Below are 20,408 nucleotides of genomic sequence, written 5' to 3'. Positions count from 1 at the left end.
AAGCGATTACGCCGTGAATTACATGGCGTAGGTCAGCATGATGCTGGTTTTGGTGTCGGTGCGATCGGGCGCGGACTCTGGCGGGTTGTTGTTCCAGGTCACGTTGTACGCCAGCTTCAGGGCGAAGTGATCGTTGATGCCGACCTGCAGACCCGTTTCCGAGTTGACGGTGGTGTCTTCGCCAAAGCTGCTCAGCACAGATACGCCCTGAATGAATTTGGTGTTGTCAGTCAGCTGCCACTGATAGCTCAGCGCGCCGTAGCCCAGCGCTTTGGTTTCGCTGCCGCCGTCATGGAAATCGTCATAGCGCACGCCCGGACCAAATTCCGCGCGCAGCGAATGGATCGGCCCGCTCAGGATCTGACGACCGTAACCGGCGGTCAGCACATCGCGCGAGTCGTAGCCGTTAAAGCGGTCGCTCAGCCAGCTCGCCTGACCGAACAGGTAGTCGAAGCTGTTGAGGTTGTAGCGCGAACGGCCGCCGATGCTGTAGGTTTCAGAAGAGCGCTCGTCGTTGGACGAGGTGTTCGCCGCGTTACCCCACAGGCTGTAAGCCATGGAGCTCTGATACCACGTCATATTGGTTTGCGCAGTCAGCGAGGAGCTGGTGGTGTTGCCGGTCTGCGCCAGATAGCCTGCGGAGGCGCTGCCGTCGAACGGCTTTTTCGCCGTTGAAGGATCGTCCATCGCGGTAAAAACGGTGTTGTCCGCCAATGCCTGGTGGCAAAATGCGCCGGCGGAAAGCAAAAGAACGGCTGAGAGCTTGTGAAGCACTTTCATTTATTGTGACCCGTACGACAGTTTAAAAAACAGTGAGTGTGAAGAGTTTTACCGGCCAATCAATGCAATTTACGGTAAGTATTGTAAATAAATATTAACCTGCCTGAAACAGGCTTCACACAGGCTATCCCGCTTGATTATTGGGACTTTTCTCATTAACGGCGCGCATTATAGAGCGGAGCAGGCTGAAAAACAGCGGAGTTACTACAAGATTTTTCTGAACCGCCCGTTGGCGGCTTTACCCAGGTTTACTTTTATGCCTGCCTTAATTAACCGCTTTATCCTGTTCATTATTCGCGCATTTTTTCACCATGGTCTACGCTGAGCACAGTCATGCCGCACAGAGGTGAAACATGAGCGACGATCTTAAACGTTACATTGTCACATTTCACTATCAGGAAGCGGGCCTTGGTGATATTCAGGCGCTCAACAGCGCGATGATCGCCGCCGGCTTCAGCACCACGCTCAACGATGACCAGGGCCACCCGCACGAGCTGGGCACCAATAGCTTCGGTCTGGTCAGCGCCCTGTCGCAGGAGGAGCTGCAGCGTCAGGCCACTGCCGCGGGCGAAAGCGTGCTGCATCAGAAACCTGACGTCGCCGTAACGACGCTGGAGGCGTTTTTACGCGATGCGACGCCGTAGCCGCGCTCGCTATCCGTTCCGGTAAGCTGTGCGCAAGCGCGGGTTTTCAGCGATATACACGCGATATAATCGTTTTTATGTCGTAGACCGTTCTGACTGACACCGCAGCCTGACAGGTTAAAAGAGGATCGCCCAATGTGGAACGCTATTAGTCGTCTGTTAAGCGAACAGTTTGGCCATGCCGAAATTACCGAACGCCACGAGCTTCCCGGCGGCGACGTTCATCCCGCCTGGCGCCTGCGCTATGGCGAGCATGATGTCTTTATGAAGTGCAACAGCCGCGAGATGCTTACCCTTTTCACCTGGGAAGCCGATCAGCTGGCGCTGCTGGCGCGCACCCAAAGCGTGCGCGTGCCGGCGGTCTACGGCGTCGGCCACCATCGCGATCAGAGCTTTTTGCTGCTGGAGTATATTGCGCCGCAGCCGCTGGACGCGGAGAACGCCTTTCAGCTGGGGCAGCAGCTGGCGCGCCTGCATCAGTGGAGCGAACAGGCGCAGTTCGGCCTCGACTTCGACAACAACATCACCACTACGCCTCAGCCCAACAGCTGGCTGCGCCGCTGGTCGGTTTTCTTTGCGGAGCAGCGCATCGGCTGGCAGCTGCAGCTGGCGGAAGAGAAAGGCATCGCCTACGGCAATACGGAAGAGATCGTTAACTGCGTGCAGCGCGCGCTGGCCACGCACCATCCGCAGCCTTCCCTGCTGCATGGCGACCTCTGGCCGGCCAACTGCGCCGGCAGCGCCAGCGGCCCCTGGCTGTTCGATCCCGCCTGTTACTGGGGCGATCGCGAATGCGACCTGGCGATGCTCGGCTGGTTTCCCGATCTGCCGCGACAGATATATGAGGGCTATCAGTCGGTCTGGCCGCTGCCGGACGGCTTCTCGCAGCGCCAGCCGGTCTACCAGCTCTACTACCTGCTTAACCGCGCCAACGTTTTCGGCGGCAGCTGGTTGAGCGAGGCGCGCTTTGCCGTCGCGCGCCTGCTGGAAGAGGACGCGCTGGCGCAGCGTCAGGCCAGACCGGCCTGACCCGTTACAGAAAGCCGAGCAGCGACAGCGCGAAGTAACCGGCGACGGCGATCACCACCGGCAGGATATAGAGCGGAAAGATTTGCAGGAAAATCGTGTGGTGCGGCACGCGGATTTTCTCTTCCAGCTGCTGGCGCGTGCGGGCGTCGCTGCCGCGCGCCTGCTCAAGAATCAGCTGATCCTCAATACCCTCTTTAATATGGCGCGCCTGACGCGCCATGCGCGAGCCGGACGCTTCCAGCGCCAGACCGACGAAAATCAGAATATAGATAATCCAGAAGCCGATATTCATCTGACCGTGAAACTCCGGCACCGGCGAGTTACGCCAGAAGAAACCGAGGAACGGCGTGTTGAAGCGGATCATATCGACGATGACATGGACAAAATCGAGCATCACCGCGTCGATGCCCGGTTGTTTTTCACTGTGTCTGAACATAAAGCTCAGCACTGAAATCACGGTCGACAGCAGCGCGAGCAAAAAAATCGCCCAGCCAGCCACTCGCTTAAGGATGGCAATGCGGCCAGCCTGTTGATAAGTCATGGTATCTCCTGTACCTGAATCCCGTTTGCAGCCAGTCTACCTGCCTGTGGTTTTTATTTCCCGTAAAAAGCGCCGCCTGCGCCACTTTCGCGGCGCGCGCCGGCCCATGATAAGGTAGCGCAAATTCTACAAGGAGCCAGCCGATGAGTTACACCCGCCCCGTTTATGCCGCCCTGTTTGATATGGATGGTTTGATTATCGACTCTGAACCGCTGTGGGATCAGGCAGAACTGGATATCTTCGCCACGCTCAACGTCGATCTGTCGCGCCGCAGCGAGCTGCCGGACACGCTCGGTCTGCGCATCGATCAGGTGGTGCGCATGTGGTATGAAACCCTGCCCTGGTCAGGCCCGGATCAGCAGACGGTCACGGCGCGCATTATCGCCCGCGCGCTGGCGCTGATTGAAGAGCAGCGCCCGCTGCTGCCAGGGGTGAAACAGGCGCTGCAGCTCTGTCGGCAGCGCGGGCTGAAAACCGGCCTGGTCTCCGCCTCGCCGCTGATGATGCTGGAGCGCGTGCTGGCGCTGTTTGACCTGCGCGACCATTTCGACGTGCTGGTCTCCGCCGAGGCGCTGCCTTACAGCAAACCGCATCCGCAGGTCTATCTCGACGCCGCCGCGCGGCTGGGCGTCGATCCGCTCAACTGCGTAACCCTGGAGGATTCGGTTAACGGCATGATCGCCACCAAAGCGGCGCGCATGCGTTCTGTGGTGGTGCCGCCCGCCGCGCTGCGCGAGGATCCGCGCTGGTCGCTGGCTAACGTAAAGCTGGACGATCTGACCCAGCTGACCGCCGCGCATCTGCTGGGCGAGTCGGCACGCTAAAGCGCGAACGCGCCGCTTATTCGCACCTACCCGCCGCCGGCGGGTTTTTCTTTGCGGCATGATCCCCCTCTCAAATAAATAAAACAGCGTTTCATTTTTATTGAATTGATCCTCCACTCCTCCTAAGATGCCCTCAGACGCCCTGCGGGGCCTATGCACCTGTTTCGCCAGAGGGGACCAGAATGGACGTTCGTCAAAGCATTCACAGCGAGCATGCCCGTCAGCTCGACACCGCCGCGCTGCGCCGCGAATTTCTGATTGAGAAGATCTTTGAAGCCGACCGCTATACGCTCACCTACAGCCATATCGACCGCATTATTATCGGCGGCGTGATGCCGGTCGCCGACGGCGTGACCTTCGGCAACGAGATGGGCAAACAGCTGGGCGTCAGCTACTTCCTGGAGCGCCGCGAGCTGGGCGTTATCAATATCGGCGGACCGGGCACCATCGAGGTAGACGGCAAGGTCTGGGAGATCGGGACGGAAGAGGCGCTCTACGTCGGCAAAGGCGCCCAGACGCTGAGCTTCCGCAGCAACGACGCCTCACGTCCGGCGAAGTTCTATTTCAACAGCGCGCCCGCGCACAGCCGCTTTCCCGATAAAAAAGTCGGCAAAGAGGACGCGGTCCGCACCACGCTGGGCGATGCGGCGACCTCAAACCGCCGCACCATCAACAAATATCTGGTGCCGGACGTGCTGCCGACCTGCCAGCTCACCATGGGCCTGACGCGCCTGGACGAAGGCAACCTGTGGAACACCATGCCGTGTCACACCCACGAACGCCGGATGGAGGTCTACTTCTACTTCGATATGAACCCGGACAGCGCGGTGTTTCATATGATGGGCCAGCCGCAGGAGACGCGTCATCTGCTGGTGCATAACGAACAGGCGGTTATCTCGCCCAGCTGGTCGATTCATGCCGGCGTCGGCACCGAACGCTACACCTTTATCTGGGGCATGGTCGGCGAGAATCAGGTATTCGACGACATGGATCATGTCAACATCCGCGATCTGCGCTAACAAAGGAGGCGCTCTCATGATACTCAACGCATTTAATCTGGAAGGTAAAATCGCGCTGGTCACCGGCTGCAACACCGGGCTCGGCCAGGGTATGGCGCTGGGGCTGGCGCAGGCCGGCTGCGATATCGTCGGCGTTAACCGCGACGATCCCACGGAAACGCAGCAGCGCGTCGAAGCGCTGGGCCGCCGCTTCTGGTCGCTGCAGGCGGATCTTATCCGCACCGAGCAGGTGCCGGGCGTGGTGGAGAAAGCGGTTGCCGCCGCAGGCAAAATCGACATCCTGGTCAACAACGCCGGGATTATCCGCCGCGAGGACGCGCTGAACTTCAGCGAACAGGACTGGGACGACGTGATGAACATCAACAGCAAAAGCGTCTTTTTCCTGTCGCAGCAGGTGGCGCGCCAGTTTATCGCGCAGGGCCAGGGCGGCAAAATCATCAACATCGCCTCGATGCTCTCTTTCCAGGGCGGCATTCGCGTCCCCTCCTACACGGCGTCGAAAAGCGCGGTGATGGGCCTGACGCGGCTGATGGCGAACGAGTGGGCGAAACACGGCATCAACGTCAACGCCATCGCGCCGGGCTATATGGCGACCAACAATACCGAACAGCTGCGCAGCGACGAAGGCCGCAGCGCCGAGATCCTCGGACGCATCCCCGCCGCGCGCTGGGGCGTGCCGGAAGATATGATGGGTCCGGTGGTTTTCCTCGCCTCTTCAGCCTCTGACTATGTCAACGGCTACACGCTGGCGGTCGACGGCGGCTGGCTGGCGCGCTAGCGTCACGCAGAGCATAAGAGGCGGCCCAACGGCCTGCTGCTGACAAACCCGACGAAACGGCGGCGCAATGCCGCCGTTTCGCTAAAAAAATTCACGCTTCGTTACAGCGTCACAACTTCTCATTTACTGGATAAATCCCTATACTGGATGCATCGACAGTTTGCAGCCAGGTTTTATCATGACGGGCGAAGGCCACGTAATTTTCGCTATTGCCACCGCTATTTTCGCCAAACGCGCAGAGCTGACGCCCGTGCTGGCGCAGGCCGACTGGTGGCACCTGATTTCCGCCTCGCTGCTCACCTGTCTGCTGCCCGACATCGACCACCCTAAATCTCTGCTCGGCCAGCGGCTAAAATGGCTGTCGTACCCTATCGCCCGCGCCTTCGGCCACCGCGGCTTTACCCATAGCCTGCTGGCGGTGGCCGCCAGCCTGTGGCTGTTTCAGATAAACGTGCCCGACGACTGGCTGCTGCCCGCTGACGTGCTGCAGGGCATGACGCTGGGTTATCTCAGCCATATTGTTGCCGATATGCTGACGCCCGCCGGCGTGCCGCTGCTGTGGCCGTGCCGCTGGCGCTTTCGTCTGCCGATCCTCAGAAGCCAGAAAGGCAATCAGCTGGAGCGCACGCTCTGCCTGGCGCTGGTGGGCTACGCGCTCTGGTTTCCGCCCGGCTCGCCCTCTTTTGGTGCGAACGGCTGGCCAACGCAGCTGTTCGATACGCTGCAAAATGGCGTCTCTCGTCTGATTTCCACCCAAAAAGCGCATTAAAGCAGCAGAAAACGCTGTCTGGTTATAAGGCATTCCATTTGGATATAAGTCGGCGTCCGGGTGAGCTGGTAACATAGCGCCACTTAATTCGTGCGTCACAATATCTGACGTTCCGGCGCAATAGCTGTCGTCGGGCGTGTCTTTCGGGAGCCAACATGGATCTACCTCTGATTCTTAATCTCGCAGCCTTCGTCGCGCTGCTGCTGCTGCTGTCGCGCCTCGGCCGCGATAGCTGGAGCCTGTCGAAAAAGGTGCTGGTCGGTCTGGTGATCGGCGTGCTGTTCGGCCTGGCGCTGCAGACCATTTACGGCGCGCAGAGCGAGGTGCTGAAAACCTCTATTAGCTGGTTCAATATCGTGGGCAACGGCTATGTGCAGCTGCTGCAGATGATCGTGATGCCGCTGGTGTTCGCCTCTATCCTCAGCGCCGTCGCGCGCCTGCATAACGCCTCGTCGCTGGGCAAAATCAGCCTGCTCACCATCGGCGTGCTGCTGTTCACCACCGCCATCTCCGCGCTGGTGGGCGTGCTGGTCACCGGCCTGTTCCACCTCAGCGCCGAGGGGCTGGTACAAGGGGCGCAGGAGAGCGCGCGCCTTGCCGCGATCCAGAGCAACTACGCGGGCAAAGTGGCGGACCTCACCGTGCCGCAGCTGCTGCTCTCTTTCGTGCCGAAAAATCCGTTCGCCGATCTGACCGGCGCCAGCCCGACCTCGATTATCAGCGTAGTGATCTTCGCCGCCTTCCTCGGCGTGGCCGCGCTGCAGCTGCTGAAGGATGACGAAGCCAAAGGCCAGCGCGTGCTGGTGGCGATCGATACTCTGCAGTCCTGGGTGATGAAGCTGGTGCGTCTGATCATGAAGCTGACGCCCTACGGCGTGCTGGCGCTGATGACCAAAGTGGTCGCCGGCTCCAACCTGCAGGACATTATCAAGCTGGGCGGCTTCGTCGTCGCCTCCTACCTGGGTCTGGCGATTATGTTCGGCGTGCACGCGCTGCTGCTGTCGGTCAACGGTATCAACCCGCTGCGCTTCTTCCGCAAGGTCTGGCCGGTGATCACCTTCGCCTTTACCAGCCGCTCCAGCGCCGCGAGCATTCCGCTTAACGTGGAAACGCAGACGCGTCGCCTGGGCGTACCGGAATCGATCGCCAGCTTCTCCGCCTCTTTCGGCGCGACAATCGGTCAAAACGGCTGCGCAGGTCTCTATCCGACCATGCTGGCAGTGATGGTTGCGCCGACCGTTGGCATTAACCCGTTCGATCCGGTCTGGATCGCCACGCTGGTGGGCATCGTTACGCTGAGCTCCGCAGGCGTGGCGGGCGTAGGCGGCGGCGCGACCTTCGCCGCGCTGATCGTGCTGCCGGCGATGGGTCTGCCGGTGACGCTGGTCGCCCTGCTGATCTCTATCGAACCGCTGATCGATATGGGCCGTACCGCGCTCAACGTCAACGGCTCGATGACCGCTGGCTCCCTCACCAGCCGCTGGCTCGGCATGACCGACAAAGCGGTGCTGGAGAGTGACGAGCACGCAGAGCTGGCGCACCGCTAAGCGCGCGCTGCATGACGATAAACCGGGCCATCGCGCCCGGTTTTTTTATCTCCGCGCTTCATAATCCGCCCCCTTTATGGCGACGCCGTTAAGAAAGCGTTAAGCGTGGTAAAGAGAGGAAAAAGTCGCCCTTCTGCGCTTGTTTTCACAGCGGAAAAAGAGAATGCTTCAGGCAGTTATCGCAGGAGAAAACCCATGAAAAAAGTTATCGCCTCGCTGCTGGCGCTAACGCTGTTGTCGCCAGCGCTTGTCTCTGCTCACCCCGGCGGCTGGGGTCCCGGCCCGGGTCCGCACTGGGGCGGCCACGGCCGCGGCTGGGGCGGTCCAGGCCCGCTGCGCTTTCTGCCTGAAGCGGCGACCGCGGTGCTGATCGGCGGCCTGACCTACTACATGCTCAACGGCGCTTACTATCAGCGTCAGGGCGAAAATTACGTGGTGGTGCAGCCGCCTGCCGAGCAGGATGGCGCGCTGCGCGTGCTCGACTTTAACGGACGCCGTTTTTACGTGCAGGAGGGCCACTACTATCAGCGCGATATCAGCGGCAACTATATCGAGGTGCCGCGTCCCGCAGGACTCTAAGCAGCCATAACGAAAAACGGCCCGTCAATGACGGGCCGTTTGCTTTCTGTTCTTTCGCTTCGCAGCTTACTGAGCAGCCTGCGGATCGGTATCGTAATCTTTACAGCTCTGGAAACCGTAGTTCATGACGCGACCGGTGTCGCTATAGCTCACGAAGTAGGTCTGCGGCTTGCCGTCACGCTCGCCCAGCACATAGGTCTGGCAGGTGCCGCGCGCGTGAACCATGGTGATTTCAGTAGAAGCCGGGCCTGCAATCTGGCGAACCTGATCGCGCGTCATGCCTTTTTTCACATCCTTAACCACGGGCTTGCTCACGTAGCTCTCAGCACGATCGTAAGCCGTACAACCAGACAGTGCGACCAGCGTCAGCGCCGCAGCGATACATCCCATTGCTTTATTCATCGAGTTGTTCCTCATTGTATTGTCCATGTAAGCTTAAGCCTGGAACAGAAATGCAGATTAATCAACTTTATGGCGCACTTTTAAGTTCAGTCTGAACTGTCAGGTTAGCGTAAAAAGGCTGGCCTAAACGCGATCGCTCCGTATAATCCGGCGCGAGAATAAGCACTCTCAAAACTATTTTCGGAGGCAGGATGAACCCACAGCGCGACGCGCGGCATCGCAAGCGCCAGGATGAGATCATCGCGGCGGCGCGGCGCTGTTTTCGTCAGTCAGGCTTCCACGGCGCCAGCATGGCGCAGCTTGCCAGCGCCGCCAGCCTGAGCGTCGGGCAGATCTATCGCTACTTTCCCAGCAAAGACGCGCTGATTGAAGAGATGGTGAAACGCATCGTCGACGGCCGCGTGGTGGCGATGAGCGCGCAGAGCGACGCCAGCCATATCGCCGATATGATCGCCCGCCGCGAAACCCTGCACGACGAGGATGAGATGCTGATGCTGGAGGTTGCCGCCGAGGCGAGCCGCAATCCGCGCGTCAGCGATATCCTGCAGGCCGCCGAGACGCGCCTGTTTCACAACGCCTGTGAAAAAATGCGCGCGGACTATCCGCACCTTACCGAGCCGCAGCGTGCCGCCTGCGTCGAAGTGCTGGCGGTGCTGATAGAAGGCACCGCTTTTCGCCGCCTGACGACGCAGAAAGCGTCGGCGGATCTGCTTTATACCCTCTACAAACAGATGATCCACAACTTAGTCAACCCCTCAGAGGACAAATGACACCTGCACGCAATAACCGACTGGTCTATGCCATCACGCTGGGCCTGCTGGCGGCGCTCGGCCCGCTCTGCATCGATCTCTACCTGCCTGCGCTGCCTGAACTGGCGCGCGATCTGCAAACCTCGACCGCCACGGCGCAGCTTAGCCTTACCGCCGGCCTGCTCGGCCTCGGCGCCGGACAGCTGCTGTTCGGACCGATGAGCGATAAGTTCGGCCGCCTGCGTCCGTTGACGCTTTCGCTGGCGCTGCTGTTTATCGCCTCGATCGGCTGCGCGCTGGCGCAGGATATCCACCAGCTGCTGCTGGCGCGCCTGTTCGAAGGCCTGGCGGGCGCGGGCGGCGCGGTGCTGTCGCGCGCGGTGGCGCGCGATATGTACAGCGGCCATGAGCTGACGCGCTTCTTCGCGCTGCTGATGCTGGTGAACGGCCTGGCGCCGATCGGCGCGCCGGTGCTGGGCGGCGTGCTGATGACGCTGCTTAACTGGCGCGGCATCTTCGTGGTGCTGGGCGCGACGGCGCTGCTGCTGATCCTGCTGGCGCGCTGGAAACTGCACGAAACCCTGCCGCCCGAGCGCCGCAGCCAGGGATCGGTCTTTTCGGCCTGGGCGGCGCTGGGCCAGGTGGTGGTTCATCGTCCCTTTATGGGCTTCTGTCTGACGCAGGCCTTTATGATGTCGGGCATGTTCGCCTATATCGGCGCGTCGCCCTTTGTGCTGCAGCAGATTTACGGCCTGTCGCCGCAGGCGTTCAGCTTCTGCTTCGCCGCGAACGGCATCGGGCTGGTGATCGCCTCGCAGACCAGCGCGCGTCTCTGCCCGCTCTGGGGCGAATATCGCGTGCTGAAGGGCGGCCTGACGCTGGCCTTTGCCGCCTCCAGCCTGCTGCTGCTGGCGGGCCTTCTCGCCGCACCGCTGCCGCTGGTGCTGGTGGCGCTCTTTTTCACCATCGCGAGCAACGGGGTGATCGCCACCACCGCCTCGTCGCTGGCGATGCAGAGCCAGGGCCATCGCGCCGGCAGCGCGTCGGCGGTGATCGGCGTCTGCATGTTCTCGTTCGGCGCGATATCGGTGCCCATTACCGGGCTGGGGGGCACCTCGCTCGTCAGCATGACCGGCACCATCTTCGGCTGCTTTATGCTGGCGATCCTGATGTTTATCTTCTTGGCGCAGAAACCGGCGCCGCGCGAATAAACTGCCTGATATGGCAACAGTTAGCCGGAAACAACTGGCGCTTTGGCTTGTTGTTTTCGGCGAGGCGCGTTAGCTTTAATAAAAGGTTCGCACGGGCCGACAGGCCTCTGACTTGAGGAGAGATTCATGTCACTGCAGCAGGAAATCATTACCGCACTCGGCGTTAGCCCGGATATCGACGCGCAGCAGGAAATTCGCCGCAGCGTCGATTTCCTCAAAAGCTATCTGAAGCGCAATCCGTTTTTGAAAACCCTGGTGCTCGGCATCAGCGGCGGTCAGGACTCGACGCTGGCGGGCAAACTGTCGCAGCTGGCGATCGGCGAACTGCGCGAAGAGAGCGGCGACAGCGCCTACACCTTTATCGCCGTGCGTCTGCCCTACGGCGTGCAGGCGGATGAGCAGGATTGTCAGGATGCGCTGGCGTTTATCCAGCCCGATCGCTCGCTGGTGGTCAATATCAAAGAGTCGGTGCTGGCCAGCGAACGCGCGCTGCGCGAGGCGGGCGTCGAACTCTCTGACTTTGTGCGCGGCAACGAAAAAGCGCGCGAGCGTATGAAGGCGCAGTACAGCATCGCCGGCATGACCAAAGGCCTGGTTGTAGGCACCGACCATGCGGCGGAAGCGGTGACCGGCTTCTTCACCAAATATGGCGATGGCGGCACCGACATCAACCCGCTGTTTCGCCTCAACAAACGTCAGGGCAAGCTGCTGCTGAAAACTCTGGGCTGTCCGGAACACCTCTACCTGAAACGCCCGACGGCGGATCTGGAAGACGATCGTCCTGGCCTGGAGGATGAAGTGGCGCTCGGCGTGACCTACGAGATGATTGACGACTACCTGGAAGGCAAAAGCGTCGCGCCGGAAACGGCGAAGATCATCGAAAACTGGTATGTGAAGACCGAGCACAAGCGTCGTCCGCCGATTACGGTGTTCGACGACTTCTGGAAATAATCCCCCTTTTCCCCTGCTGCCCGGCAGGGGAAATGTTATCCCGCCTCAATGTTCACCGGTTAACCCGCTGGCGAAAGCCTGAGCAGCCTGATATGCTGTATGAATACACAGTTACAGGAGTCTGTCTTGGTTCGACGTGCCGCCACGCACCGCCTCGAGTTCGACGCGGCTGCCATCTACGAATATCCCGAACACCTGCGCGAATGGCTGGAAGGTTTGCCCAATCAGCCCGGCGTCTATACCTTTCACGGCGACAGCGAGACGCTGCCGCTCTATATCGGGAAAAGCATCAATCTGCGCTCGCGCGTGATGTCGCACTTCCGCACGCCGGAAGAGGCGCGCATGCTGCGCCAGGCGCGACGCGTTAGCTGGATCCCCACCGCGGGCGATCTCGGCGCGCTGCTGCTGGAAGCGCAGATGATCAAGACGCAGCAGCCGCTGTTCAACAAGCGCCTGCGCAAAAATCGCCAGCTCTGCTCGATTCAGATCGCCGAGGGCAAGCCTGAGGTGGTCTACGCGCGCGACGTCGATTTTTCTCACTCCCCCAACCTCTTCGGTCTTTATCGCAGCCGCCATAAGGCGCTGGAGACGCTTAAGTATCTCGCCGACGAGCATCAGCTCTGCCACGGGCTGCTGGGGCTGGAGAAGCTGAGCGCCAACCGCGCCTGTTTTCGCGCTGCGCTGCGCCGCTGCGCCGGCGCCTGCTGCGGCCGTGAAACGCTGGACGATCATCAGGCGCGGCTGCTGGAAGCGCTGGAGAGCGTGCGGGTGATCTGCTGGCCGTGGCAGGGCCCGGTCGCGCTGATCGAGGAGGGAAAACTGATGACGCAGATCCACGTGATCGACCACTGGTTCTATCTCGGATCGGTCAGCGATATGGAAGAGGCGCGTCGGCTGAAGCGCGCGCCGAGCGGCTTCGACCATGACGGCTATAAAATTTTGTGTCGGCCGCTACTTTCGGGCCACTACCCCATCGAACCGCTATAAAAAAACCGCCGACGCTGCCCAGACTTTCTGCGTCTCTGGACAACGTCGGCGGTCTTACTGCCTTACCTCAGCCGGTTATTCAGCGGCTGGCGGCGCCATTTTCTCGTCGTGCGGGCCTTTCTCGGTCAGACGCTTTTCAAAGTTAGCGTTGTACTGCTTCTTCTGTTCCGGCGTCAGCACGTTGTAGAGCTTGTTCTGCGTCTCCATCATCGCTACCGCGCGCTCTTTCGCGTCGGCGGTCATTTTCTCTGCCTGCGCTTCCGCTTTCGCGCGGTCAAAGGTGTCAGAGGCGATAATCGCGTGACCGGCGCGGCGCTCTTCCAGCGACGGACGTTTAAAGTCTTTATGGCTCTCTTTCATGATGTCGCGAATCTGGGTCTTCTGCGCCTCGGTCAGGTTCAGGCCTTTGAACATCATCATGCCGTGGTGCATCGGCGGCTTATGCATCGCTTTTTCGCTACCGGCCGGCGGCGGCGTCAGGTTGTCGGCCGCTGCATGGACCGCGCTTGCCGCACCGAATGCCAGGGTAGAAGCGAGAATCAGGGAAGTCAGTTTACGCATAATAGTTGTCCTTATCATTCAGTTAATGACGACAGCAGCCTGTCGCGTCTTCGAGAACAAGATTACGCTGCTGAATGTCAATCTCTCAGAGAGTGAGTAAAGCCGTGAAAGCATAAAAGACAAAAATCGGGCAATCATGAAGAGAATAAGAAGAATAAGGTGAGGAATTGCAAAAGAATATGAATTCAAAGCGGATTTGGCAGGAATTATGGAGGAGTGTAAGGGTTTCGGCAGCAAAGCGGAAGGAAAATTCACCGCTTCGCCGCCGGAGAGAATATCAGCGCGGCGGCGCCTCGGCGGGCGCATCCTCCTCTACCAGCATCAGACCGGCGCGCAGCCCCAGCGCGACGGCGGGATTGGGAAACAGCACATATTCGCGCGCCTGCTGCACGACGTAGCGCGTGGCGCCATCCTCGGCCAGCAGCGCGCCCTGCGGGAAGGCGGTAAAGTTGCGCGTCTCCGCATCCATATGCAGCCGGAACTGCTCGCTGAGGCGGGTAATCTGCTGCGCCACCCGGTAGCGGCGCGGCTGCTCTCGCGCTTCCGGCAGCGGCCCGCCGCTCAGCAATGCCGCCAGCGCCTGCTGCGCGGCGGCGAACTGCGTCAGGTCGTTGGCGCCGAACGGCAGGGCCTTGCCCAGCTCCAGCGTGCAGCTGGCGGCGCGGAAGTTGGCGCAGCTGAAATGGGTAAAGGTGCCGCCCGGCGCCGTGTGGAAGACCAGCGCCTCCAGCCCCGCCGCCGTCAGCCAGTGGATAAACGGCGCCGGCCAGGGATGGGGATTGAGCGGCAGCACGCCGAAGCGGGTATGCCAGGAGCCGCGAATGGCGGTGTGCAGATCGAGATGCCAGCGCGGCTGCTGCGCCTGGCCGCCCTCCAGCCAGAAAGCCTCTGTCGCCTGCTCCAGACGCAGCGCGCGCCGCGCCTCGTCGCAGTCGTCGATCTGCTGCCAGCGGCCGCCGAACAGGCGATTCACATCGTGGCGCAGGTAGCGCTTTCCGGCGCGTAGCGCCGCCGGATTGCCGAGGATCGCCAGCACGCGATGACGCAACGGCATCTCGCCGCGCAGCAGCGCGCTGATAAGCGCGTTCATTATCTCTACCGGCGCGGTCTCATTGCCATGAATGCCGGCCGACAGCACCAGCGCCTGCTGCGGTTCGCCGAGCGGATCGAGCTGAAGAATGCCGTGATCGATCCACCGCCAGCGCAGCCAGGGCGTTTCGCCGCACGGCTGATGCGGCGCCTCGCCTGACAGCGTCTGCTGAAGAAAATCGTGCATTAAACCTCCTTTCTGCGATGTCAGCGCCGTTCCCGCTACTGCTGAAACGCGTAGACGTTGCCTAAGTCCAGCAGCCGCGTCAGCTCGTCCAGCGCCTCGCGGCCCTCTGTTAACAGCTGAGGGTCTGCCAGATCCGCCTGCGTCAGGCGATCGCGGTAGTGGCGATCCACCCAGCTGTTAAGCGTGGCGAACAGGCGATCGTTCATCATCACCGCCGGATTCAGCGCCTGTCGCTCCTGCGGCGTCAGCACCACGCGCAGCCGCAAACAGGCGGGCCCGCCGCCGTTTTGCATGCTTTCGCGCAGGTCAAAGCTCGCCAGCTCGCGCACCGGGCCACCCTGCTCTACCAGCTCGCTCAGGTAGCCCCAGACGCCGGGATGCTGGCGCGACTCTTCGGGCAGCACCAGCATCATCGCGCCATCGTCGCGGCTCAGCAGCTGGCTATTGAAGAGATAAGTGCTGACCGCGTCCGCCACCGAGACGCGGCTTTCGGGCACCTCAATGGCGGTAAAGCCAGGCACGCGACGCTGCAACGTCGCCAGCAGCGCAGGCTGATCGACGAATGCCCGCTGATGAAGGAAGAGCGCTTCGCGGTTGCTGACCGCGATAACGTCGTTATGAAACACCCCCTGGTCGATAACCTGCGGGTTCTGCTGGGCGAAGATCGTGTGGCGCTCATCAAGCTGATGCAGCCTGGCTACTGCCTGGCTCGCCTGCAGCGTCTGGCGCGCGGGATAGCGTCCCGGCGCGATGCCGCCGTTGTCGTCGCGGCCGTAGACAAAGAGCTGCAGGCTGCGGTCGCCATACTCCGCCCCGAGGCGGTTATGGTTTGCGGCCCCTTCGTCGCCAAACAGCGCCACCTGCGGCAGCGCGTCGTGCACGTCGAAGCGCTGCGGATCGCGAAAGATGGCGCGCAGCAGCCGGGCGGTCTGCGGCGCCTCCATGGCGCGATGAAATTTGTTGTTCAGGTTGGCGACGGTGAAATGCACGCGCCCGTCGGCGCTGTCGGCCGAAGGCGACACCGTCGCCGCATTGGCGACCCACATCGCCGAGGCGGAGCTGACCGCCGACAGCAGTCCGGGCGACGCCTTCGCCGCCTGCGCCAGCACCTGTTCGTCGCTGCCGCGGAAGCCGAGCTGACGCAGCAGCGGCAGGTTCGGCCGCTCGTGCGGCGGAATGACGCCCTGCACAAAGCCTTTGTCCGCCAGCGCCTTCATCTTCAGCAGCCCCTGCTTCGCCGCGAGGCGCGGGTTCGAGGGCTGATGCTGGTGACGCGTCGAGGCCTCGTTGCCGAACGACAGCCCGGCATAGTGGTGCGTCAGGCCGACCAGCCCGTCAAAATTCGCTTCTGTGGTTTTCATGCCTGCTCCTCGCGCGCGGAGAAATCGAGCCCAGGCGAGAGCGCGGCGGGCAGCGTCAAATCGGGCGTCTCCAGCGACGCCATCGGCCAGGCGCAGTAGTCCGCCGCATACCAGGCGCTGGCGCGATGGTTGCCGGACGCGCCGATGCCGCCGAACGGCGCGCTGCTCGCCGCGCCGGTGAGCGGCTTGTTCCAGTTCACGATCCCGGCGCGCGCCTCCAGCAGCAGCTGGTCAAACTGCGCGCGCGACGGCGAGATTAAGCCGCACGACAGGCCGTAGCGCGTCTCGTTGGCGAGGCGGATCGCCTCATCAAAGCGATCGTAGCGAATAACGTTCAGCAGCGGGCCGAACACCTCTTCGTCCGGCAGGCCGCTGACCTGCGTGACCTCGATAATGCCCGGGGTCAGCAGCGCGTTGCTGCGCTGCGGCCAGCGCATCTCAAGCAAAGGCGTGCCGCCGAGCGCGACGCGCTGCTGCCACGCCTGATAGATCTTTTCCGCCGCTTCGACGGAGATGGCGCTGCCCATAAAGGGCTGCGGCTCGGCGTTCCACGCGCCGGGCTGCAGCCGCGCGCTGACTTCCAGCAGCCGCTGCAGGAAGGCGTCGCCCGCCGCGCCGCGCTTCACCAGCAGACGGCGCGCGCAGGTGCAGCGCTGCCCGGCGGTAATGAACGCGGACTGAATAGCGATATGCACCGCCGCGTCGATATCCGCCGGATCCTCGACGATCAGCGCATTGTTGCCGCCCATCTCCAGCGCCAGCATTTTTTCCGGCTGGCCGGCGAACTGGCGGTGCAGCTGATAGCCGGTTCCGGCGCTGCCGGTAAAGAGCACGCCGTCGATCTGCGTCTCCGCCGCCAGCGCCTGTCCGGTGGCGCGCGCGCCCTGCAGCAGCGCCAGCACGCCGCGCGGCAGACCCGCTTCCAGCCAGAGGCGCACGGTTTTCTCCGCCGTCAGCGGCGTCAGCTCGCTCGGCTTGAAGAGTACGCAGTTGCCCGCCAGCAGCGCCGGCACGATATGGCCGTTAGGCAGATGGCCGGGAAAGTTGTAGGGGCCGAATACCGCCAGCACGCCGTGCGGGCGATGGCGCAGCGAGCTTTCGCCCTCGTGCTGTTCGCCGGTGCGCGTGTGGAAAGCCTTCACCGAGATAGCGATCTTATTGATCATCGCCTGCACTTCGGTCAGCGCCTCCCAGCGCGGCTTGCCGGTTTCGGCGGCGATGGTTTCCGCCAGTTCGGTTTTGTGGCTCTCCAGCAGCGCGGCGAAACGCTCGGCCAGCGCCTGACGCTCGGCGAAAGGTCGGCGCGCCCAGCCGGGAAACGCCTCGCGGGCGGCGGCCGCGGCCTGCGCGATCTGCTCCGCCGTGGCGGACTCGCCCTGCCACAGCGTTTCGCCGAACACCGGATCGATTTTACGCAAGGCGTCCCCGCGGCCCGGCTGCCATTCGCCGTTAATCATTTGCGTCATGCTTTTTTCTCCTCGCCGCCCAGCGTCACTACGCGCAGGCTATCGCCTGGCTCAACGTGCAACGCCCTGAGCTGATTCTCATTAAGTACCACGTCGTGCTGCTCGATGCGCGCTGGCAGCAGCGCGACGCGGAAACGGTGATAGTCCAGATTCGCCACCAGACAGAGCGGCGCATGTTCGTCCGGTTCGCCGAGCGCGGCGCTGCGCACATGGCTTTTGCGGATGGCGCGAATGTCGTCGATTTCGCACTCCAGCGTCGGGCCGCCGTCGAAGATGTCGATATAGTTGCGGTAGCGGAATCCCTCCGCCTCCAGCACCGCGCGCGCGGGCGCGGTCTTCTCATGCACCTGGCCGATTACCGCCCGCGCCTCTGGCGACAGGTAGTCGATATAGAGCGGGTGTTTCGGCATCAGCTCGGCGATAAAGGCTTTCTGGCCGGTGCCGCTGAGGAAGTCGGCCTTGCGAAACTCCATAGAGAAGAAGCGGCTGCCGACGCTGTCCCAGAAAGGCGAATGTCCCGCGTCGTCGCTGACGCCGCGCATCTCCGCCACCACGCGATCCATAAACTGATGGCGAAAGTTGGCCATAAACAGAAAGCGCGACTTCGAGAGCAGATAGCCGTTTTTACCGTCGCGGTAGTCGGGATCGAGAAACAGCGTGCAGAGTTCGCTGCTGCCGGTATGGTCATTGCTCAGCGACAGCGTCGGCAGCGCGGCGTAGACGTTAAGCTCTTTCGAGGCGTGCACCTGGGTGCCGACGCGAAAGTTATACCAGGGCTCCTGCAGTCCGACCGCCACCTCGATGGCGCAAATGCCCACAGCGCGATTCTCTTCGCTGTCCGCCAGCACGAAAACGTAGCCCTGTTCGGCGCGCGGCAGCGTGCCCTGCCAGGTTTGCAGCGAACGCTCGATGCGCGCCTGCAGCGTGGAGCTGTCGACCGGCAGCGAGGTCAGTCCGCCGCCGGTTTTGCCGGCCAGCGCCAGGAGCTGCGGCAGATCGTCATGTTCAACAGGGCGAATCACCATCATGATGTCGATCCTCGCGCCAGGTGTTCACAGGCGACGGCAAAGCGCGCCATGCCGGTTTTGACTTCCTCTTCGCTGATATTGAGCGCCGGCGCGAAGCGCACCACGTTAGCGCCGGCGATCAGCACCATCACGCCCTGCTCGGCGGCCGCCAGGTTGAACTGCTTCGCTTTACCGGCATAGTCCTCGTTCAGCACCGCGCCAATCAGCAGGCCCAGGCCGCGCACCTCTTTAAACAGATGCAGCCGCTGGTTAATCTCCTCCAGCGCCTCGACGATCCACTGGTGGCGTTCAGTGACGCCCGCCAGGGTCGCAGGCTGGTTGATCAGCTCCAGCACCTTGCCCGCCACCGCGCCCGCCAGCGGATTGCCGCCGTAGGTGGTGCCGTGAGTGCCGACATTCATCACCTGCGCCAGATCCTCGCGGGTCAGCATCGCGCCGATAGGGAAACCGCCGCCCAGCGCCTTGGCGGTGGTGAGCACGTCCGGCGTCACGCCGTAGTGCATATAGGCGTAGAGCGAACCGGTGCGGCCCACGCCGCTCTGCACTTCGTCAAAAATCAGTAGCGCCTGGTGCTGGTCGCACAGCGCGCGCAGGCCGCGCAAAAAGGCGGGATCGGCAGGCAGTACGCCGCCTTCGCCCTGAATCGGTTCGACGATCACCGCGCAGGTATTGTCGTCGATCAGCTGCGCCGCCGCTTCCAGGTCGTTAAACGGCGTATGGCGGATATCGGGCGGCAGCGGCGCGAAATCTTTTGAGTAGGCGGGCTGACCGCCAGCGGAAACGGTAAACAGCGTGCGGCCGTGAAAGGCGTTATTAAAGGCGACGATGCCGCTTTTGTGCGCGCCGAAGCGATCGTGCGCCGTTTTACGCGCCAGCTTCAGCGCCGCCTCGTTGGCTTCGGCGCCGGAGTTGCAGAAGAAGACGCGGTCGGCGAAGGTGGCGTCAATCAGCTGCTTCGCCAGCCGCAGGATCGGCTCGTTGGTGTAGCCGTTGCCGGTATGCCACAGGCGCGACGCCTGCTCGGTCAGCGCCTGCTGCAGCGCCGGGTGCGCATGGCCCAGTGCGTTAACCGCAATGCCGCCGGCAAAGTCGATATACTCTTTGCCGTTCTGATCCCAGAGGGTCGAGCCCGATGCGCGTACCGGTACAAAAGTCGCTGGCGCATAGACCGGCACCATCCATTGATCGAAATCGTGACGCGAAACCTGCAGTGACATAACTGTTTCTCCTGCCTTCCCGCCCGGCGCGCCGGTGAGTAAAGCGAATGTTTTAAATTTGTGAAATTCGGGTGAACACAGCCCTACTGTAAAGTGCAGCTTGCGTGCCAGCAAAGCGAATAAATGCATAAAAGAGGACTAGCAACGAAATATCAACAACTTAAAAACATGCGCTATTCACTTTAAATGCATACATAGTGAATAATTTTACTGGCGCCGCGCCTGCGCCGCATAATCCGCAGCAGATTTATGCAGTTGCCAGAGTAAATATTGCTTTTGTGATCGCTCCTGACTTTTATGTTCAAATTCAGGCAAAAAACGCACTTTATAAGTGCAGCGCGCGCTGTTTCAGGGCAGATCGATCGCGGAAAAGAGACGGTCAGGCTTTATGCTAAAGGCAATAAGCCCTGTGAACCTGAGGGCATAACGTCGTGCATAAAAAAACCAGCCTTTTCCATTAACCGGGTTTCAGTAAATAAATGGCGGCCGTTAAAACAATTATTACTGACGTTATTATCAATGTGGCAATAAGAATTAATGATGGCTGCCTGACTTGTAAGCAAGCTAATTATTAGAGCATTACCCTTAATCTTATATTGAACTTTTCCGGTAAAGCTTGATTTTCATTTGGGATTGGCTAGCAGATCGCCAAAGCGCAGTTACACAAAGAAGCCTGACAGAAAACCATA

At 61.3% G+C, this 20,408-nt stretch carries 21 protein-coding genes; 12 read left to right on the top strand and 9 right to left on the bottom strand.

Going from position 1 to position 20,408, the window contains the following annotated elements; all coding sequences use genetic code 11:
• Nucleotides 1-18: 18 nt before the first annotated feature.
• On the bottom strand, nt 19-780 hold the full coding sequence (locus AC6I7Z_RS08725; protein WP_033747531.1) for a DUF481 domain-containing protein: 762 nt from the start codon (nt 778-780) through the stop codon (nt 19-21).
• A gap of 353 nt (nt 781-1,133) precedes the next feature.
• On the opposite strand from AC6I7Z_RS08725, the gene ghoS reads away from it, so the two are divergent.
• A complete protein-coding gene (gene ghoS / locus AC6I7Z_RS08720; protein WP_497813890.1) occupies nt 1,134-1,424 on the top strand; it encodes a type V toxin-antitoxin system endoribonuclease antitoxin GhoS in 291 nt (96 codons plus the stop codon).
• Between the two features lie 135 nt (nt 1,425-1,559).
• Nucleotides 1,560-2,453: a fructosamine kinase family protein gene (locus AC6I7Z_RS08715; protein WP_497813889.1), complete on the top strand. Its 894-nt coding sequence runs from the start codon at nt 1,560-1,562 to the stop codon at nt 2,451-2,453.
• A 4-nt stretch (nt 2,454-2,457) separates the two neighbouring features.
• On the opposite strand, the gene AC6I7Z_RS08710 is transcribed toward AC6I7Z_RS08715, so the two are convergent.
• Nucleotides 2,458-2,994 (bottom strand): YniB family protein, encoded by a 537-nt coding sequence (locus AC6I7Z_RS08710; RefSeq protein ID WP_497813888.1) that lies wholly within the window; start codon nt 2,992-2,994, stop codon nt 2,458-2,460.
• A 143-nt stretch (nt 2,995-3,137) separates the two neighbouring features.
• Between AC6I7Z_RS08710 and hxpB the strand changes: the two genes are divergently transcribed.
• The 6 genes from hxpB (at nt 3,138) to AC6I7Z_RS08680 (ending at nt 8,510) form a co-directional block, all read left to right on the top strand.
• Nucleotides 3,138-3,818 carry a hexitol phosphatase HxpB gene (gene hxpB / locus AC6I7Z_RS08705; protein ID WP_497813887.1) on the top strand — a complete coding sequence of 227 codons (681 nt, stop codon included), beginning with the start codon at nt 3,138-3,140 and terminating at the stop codon, nt 3,816-3,818.
• A gap of 182 nt (nt 3,819-4,000) precedes the next feature.
• On the top strand, nt 4,001-4,837 hold the full coding sequence (kduI, locus tag AC6I7Z_RS08700; RefSeq protein ID WP_497813886.1) for a 5-dehydro-4-deoxy-D-glucuronate isomerase: 837 nt from the start codon (nt 4,001-4,003) through the stop codon (nt 4,835-4,837).
• 16 nt (nt 4,838-4,853) lie between these two features.
• The gene (gene kduD, locus AC6I7Z_RS08695; protein WP_048786041.1) at nt 4,854-5,615 is read left to right on the top strand and encodes a 2-dehydro-3-deoxy-D-gluconate 5-dehydrogenase KduD; all 762 of its coding nucleotides are present in this window, start codon (nt 4,854-4,856) and stop codon (nt 5,613-5,615) included.
• A gap of 178 nt (nt 5,616-5,793) precedes the next feature.
• Nucleotides 5,794-6,384, top strand: coding sequence for a metal-dependent hydrolase (locus AC6I7Z_RS08690; RefSeq protein ID WP_033789786.1), 591 nt, complete (start codon nt 5,794-5,796; stop codon nt 6,382-6,384).
• 155 nt (nt 6,385-6,539) lie between these two features.
• A complete protein-coding gene (locus AC6I7Z_RS08685; protein WP_497813885.1) occupies nt 6,540-7,931 on the top strand; it encodes an L-cystine transporter in 1,392 nt (463 codons plus the stop codon).
• A 195-nt stretch (nt 7,932-8,126) separates the two neighbouring features.
• Nucleotides 8,127-8,510, top strand: coding sequence for a DUF6515 family protein (locus tag AC6I7Z_RS08680; RefSeq protein ID WP_497813884.1), 384 nt, complete (start codon nt 8,127-8,129; stop codon nt 8,508-8,510).
• Nucleotides 8,511-8,576: 66 nt separating this feature from the next.
• Here AC6I7Z_RS08680 and osmE read toward each other — a convergent pair whose 3' ends face one another.
• Nucleotides 8,577-8,912, bottom strand: coding sequence for an osmotically-inducible lipoprotein OsmE (gene osmE, locus AC6I7Z_RS08675; RefSeq protein ID WP_497813883.1), 336 nt, complete (start codon nt 8,910-8,912; stop codon nt 8,577-8,579).
• 191 nt (nt 8,913-9,103) lie between these two features.
• Between osmE and AC6I7Z_RS08670 the strand changes: the two genes are divergently transcribed.
• The 4 genes from AC6I7Z_RS08670 to cho all read left to right on the top strand — a co-directional run bounded on the left by AC6I7Z_RS08670 (nt 9,104) and on the right by cho (nt 12,810).
• The gene (locus tag AC6I7Z_RS08670) at nt 9,104-9,682 is read left to right on the top strand and encodes a TetR/AcrR family transcriptional regulator (RefSeq protein ID WP_497813882.1); all 579 of its coding nucleotides are present in this window, start codon (nt 9,104-9,106) and stop codon (nt 9,680-9,682) included.
• Nucleotides 9,679-10,872, top strand: coding sequence for a multidrug effflux MFS transporter (locus AC6I7Z_RS08665; protein WP_497813881.1), 1,194 nt, complete (start codon nt 9,679-9,681; stop codon nt 10,870-10,872). The genes AC6I7Z_RS08670 and AC6I7Z_RS08665 overlap by 4 nt, the downstream gene beginning before the upstream one ends.
• Nucleotides 10,873-10,998: 126 nt before the next feature.
• Nucleotides 10,999-11,823, top strand: a complete 825-nt coding sequence (nadE, locus tag AC6I7Z_RS08660; RefSeq protein WP_497813880.1) for an NAD(+) synthase — start codon at nt 10,999-11,001, stop codon at nt 11,821-11,823.
• A 126-nt stretch (nt 11,824-11,949) separates the two neighbouring features.
• Nucleotides 11,950-12,810 carry an excinuclease Cho gene (gene cho, locus AC6I7Z_RS08655; protein ID WP_033747571.1) on the top strand — a complete coding sequence of 287 codons (861 nt, stop codon included), beginning with the start codon at nt 11,950-11,952 and terminating at the stop codon, nt 12,808-12,810.
• Between the two features lie 75 nt (nt 12,811-12,885).
• On the opposite strand, the gene spy is transcribed toward cho, so the two are convergent.
• The 6 genes from spy to AC6I7Z_RS08625 form a co-directional block, all read right to left on the bottom strand.
• Nucleotides 12,886-13,371, bottom strand: coding sequence for an ATP-independent periplasmic protein-refolding chaperone Spy (gene spy / locus AC6I7Z_RS08650; protein WP_497813879.1), 486 nt, complete (start codon nt 13,369-13,371; stop codon nt 12,886-12,888).
• A gap of 277 nt (nt 13,372-13,648) precedes the next feature.
• Nucleotides 13,649-14,647, bottom strand: coding sequence for a succinylglutamate desuccinylase (gene astE / locus AC6I7Z_RS08645; RefSeq protein ID WP_497813878.1), 999 nt, complete (start codon nt 14,645-14,647; stop codon nt 13,649-13,651).
• 35 nt (nt 14,648-14,682) lie between these two features.
• A complete protein-coding gene (gene astB / locus AC6I7Z_RS08640) occupies nt 14,683-16,008 on the bottom strand; it encodes an N-succinylarginine dihydrolase (protein WP_497813877.1) in 1,326 nt (441 codons plus the stop codon).
• Entirely contained in the window at nt 16,005-17,474 is a 1,470-nt protein-coding gene (gene astD / locus AC6I7Z_RS08635) for a succinylglutamate-semialdehyde dehydrogenase (protein WP_497813876.1), read from the bottom strand. The genes astB and astD overlap by 4 nt, the downstream gene beginning before the upstream one ends.
• Nucleotides 17,471-18,502, bottom strand: coding sequence for an arginine N-succinyltransferase (gene astA / locus AC6I7Z_RS08630; RefSeq protein WP_497813875.1), 1,032 nt, complete (start codon nt 18,500-18,502; stop codon nt 17,471-17,473). Before astA ends, astD begins: the two co-directional genes overlap by 4 nt.
• Entirely contained in the window at nt 18,499-19,719 is a 1,221-nt protein-coding gene (locus AC6I7Z_RS08625; protein WP_497813874.1) for an aspartate aminotransferase family protein, read from the bottom strand. Before AC6I7Z_RS08625 ends, astA begins: the two co-directional genes overlap by 4 nt.
• Nucleotides 19,720-20,408 lie beyond the last annotated feature (689 nt).

Source organism: Pantoea sp. X-Soil-MYKO-1289 (genome assembly GCF_059730625.1).
This window is presented reverse-complemented; position numbering and strand designations above follow the sequence as displayed.

Excerpts from the sequence above, each read along its gene's own strand:
- AC6I7Z_RS08725 (WP_033747531.1), bottom strand. The coding sequence starts at position 780 with ATGAAAGTGCTTCACAAGCTCTCAGCCGTTCTTTTGCTTTCCGCCGGC.
- ghoS (WP_497813890.1), top strand. The coding sequence starts at position 1,134 with ATGAGCGACGATCTTAAACGTTACATTGTCACATTTCACTATCAGGAA.
- AC6I7Z_RS08715 (WP_497813889.1), top strand. The coding sequence starts at position 1,560 with ATGTGGAACGCTATTAGTCGTCTGTTAAGCGAACAGTTTGGCCATGCC.
- AC6I7Z_RS08710 (WP_497813888.1), bottom strand. The coding sequence starts at position 2,994 with ATGACTTATCAACAGGCTGGCCGCATTGCCATCCTTAAGCGAGTGGCT.
- hxpB (WP_497813887.1), top strand. The coding sequence starts at position 3,138 with ATGAGTTACACCCGCCCCGTTTATGCCGCCCTGTTTGATATGGATGGT.
- kduI (WP_497813886.1), top strand. The coding sequence starts at position 4,001 with ATGGACGTTCGTCAAAGCATTCACAGCGAGCATGCCCGTCAGCTCGAC.
- kduD (WP_048786041.1), top strand. The coding sequence starts at position 4,854 with ATGATACTCAACGCATTTAATCTGGAAGGTAAAATCGCGCTGGTCACC.
- AC6I7Z_RS08690 (WP_033789786.1), top strand. The coding sequence starts at position 5,794 with ATGACGGGCGAAGGCCACGTAATTTTCGCTATTGCCACCGCTATTTTC.
- AC6I7Z_RS08685 (WP_497813885.1), top strand. The coding sequence starts at position 6,540 with ATGGATCTACCTCTGATTCTTAATCTCGCAGCCTTCGTCGCGCTGCTG.
- AC6I7Z_RS08680 (WP_497813884.1), top strand. The coding sequence starts at position 8,127 with ATGAAAAAAGTTATCGCCTCGCTGCTGGCGCTAACGCTGTTGTCGCCA.
- osmE (WP_497813883.1), bottom strand. The coding sequence starts at position 8,912 with ATGAATAAAGCAATGGGATGTATCGCTGCGGCGCTGACGCTGGTCGCA.
- AC6I7Z_RS08670 (WP_497813882.1), top strand. The coding sequence starts at position 9,104 with ATGAACCCACAGCGCGACGCGCGGCATCGCAAGCGCCAGGATGAGATC.
- AC6I7Z_RS08665 (WP_497813881.1), top strand. The coding sequence starts at position 9,679 with ATGACACCTGCACGCAATAACCGACTGGTCTATGCCATCACGCTGGGC.
- nadE (WP_497813880.1), top strand. The coding sequence starts at position 10,999 with ATGTCACTGCAGCAGGAAATCATTACCGCACTCGGCGTTAGCCCGGAT.
- spy (WP_497813879.1), bottom strand. The coding sequence starts at position 13,371 with ATGCGTAAACTGACTTCCCTGATTCTCGCTTCTACCCTGGCATTCGGT.
- astE (WP_497813878.1), bottom strand. The coding sequence starts at position 14,647 with ATGCACGATTTTCTTCAGCAGACGCTGTCAGGCGAGGCGCCGCATCAG.
- astB (WP_497813877.1), bottom strand. The coding sequence starts at position 16,008 with ATGAAAACCACAGAAGCGAATTTTGACGGGCTGGTCGGCCTGACGCAC.
- astD (WP_497813876.1), bottom strand. The coding sequence starts at position 17,474 with ATGACGCAAATGATTAACGGCGAATGGCAGCCGGGCCGCGGGGACGCC.
- astA (WP_497813875.1), bottom strand. The coding sequence starts at position 18,502 with ATGATGGTGATTCGCCCTGTTGAACATGACGATCTGCCGCAGCTCCTG.
- AC6I7Z_RS08625 (WP_497813874.1), bottom strand. The coding sequence starts at position 19,719 with ATGTCACTGCAGGTTTCGCGTCACGATTTCGATCAATGGATGGTGCCG.